Consider the following 1,127-nt stretch of genomic DNA (forward strand, 5'->3'; position numbering starts at 1 on the left):
TGCATATTCTAATATACTGGAAGAAATAATAATTATGTGAGGTAAACATGGCAAAGAAAAAAATTAATGCAAAAAAACTTTTGCATCAAAAGCAATCTCAGGCAAGAAAAGCTCAACCCATTCGACGTCAGCATGATGCTTTCACCCCGATGAACCACATTTCTGATGAGCAATTCGTCAAAGATTCAATCACTATGTTAAAAAATGTCAAACAAGCAGATGACAAGCGAAGTATTGCCAATTTCCCTGCTGAACTCCTGGCATCACGCAAGGCGACTGCTCGTTACTTACAAGGATATTTCTTAACAGATGCACGTCTGCAAGCTCAACCATTAAGTGGGCTAAAAAACTACATCTCTGAGCACATCGTTATTCGTGGTTTGGTAAGTGACTATGATGCAGAAAAGGAAGAACTTCTCATCCAAAACCCGATTCTTTTAGCTCATTCAAAACAAGAACAAGGAGCATGGAATTACCTTCCAGAACCATTACACTTGGCTAATTGTTTCTCATTACCACTCAAAGATATTTATTCAGCTTCAAATGGAGTGCGGGTAAGCATTGGGGACTACATCATGTTAGATGCCCTAATTCGTGAAGACGAATCACTAACCTCGGTTGCAATAATTGATAGTGGTTTAATTGTCACAACTCGTCAAGGCTTTGAAACCGCTGATAATATCGACGGGAGTTTCCCTCGGAAACACGATTATCTCTTTGAATTCAAGGACTTACCTAATGGTGATTGGGGCTTAGTTTTAAATCAAGCCGGCATCGATCTTTGGTCTCGACTAAGTGAACGTCAACCCGAAGATTATTCAACTAATCTAGCTATTTTTAGCTAAAACGTAGCATCAATATAAAAAGGAGAAGTGAGTCAATCCAACTACTCACTTCTCCTTTTGTATATCCGGTTAACAACTTCTAAATCCAATCCGAGTCGTTACCCAATTATAAGTATGTCTAAACAACTATAATTTTATTATACATTATTCATCATTTCCTGGTCAACTGTTCTCAACCCTGGGATAGTCAAAACTTACCAGTAATTGGACAACATTTTGGCAATTTATAGCAAACAAAAAGCCCGTTAAAACGGGCTTTTTGTTAATAACGATTTTAAAAAA

General features: G+C 37.5%; 1 protein-coding gene. It reads left to right on the top strand.

Annotated elements, in window-relative coordinates:
• The first annotated feature begins 47 nt into the window (after nt 1–47).
• Nucleotides 48–845 (top strand): hypothetical protein, encoded by a 798-nt coding sequence (locus JCM10991_RS11740; RefSeq protein WP_025021593.1) that lies wholly within the window; start codon nt 48–50, stop codon nt 843–845.
• The last annotated feature ends 282 nt before the right edge of the window (nt 846–1,127 follow it).

It is taken from the genome of Ligilactobacillus equi DSM 15833 = JCM 10991, from assembly GCF_000615765.1.
GTDB lineage: Bacteria > Bacillota > Bacilli > Lactobacillales > Lactobacillaceae > Ligilactobacillus > Ligilactobacillus equi.

What these genes read in the sequence shown, in the direction of transcription:
- JCM10991_RS11740 (WP_025021593.1), top strand. Translation starts at nt 48, where the DNA reads ATGGCAAAGAAAAAAATTAATGCAAAAAAACTTTTGCATCAAAAGCAA.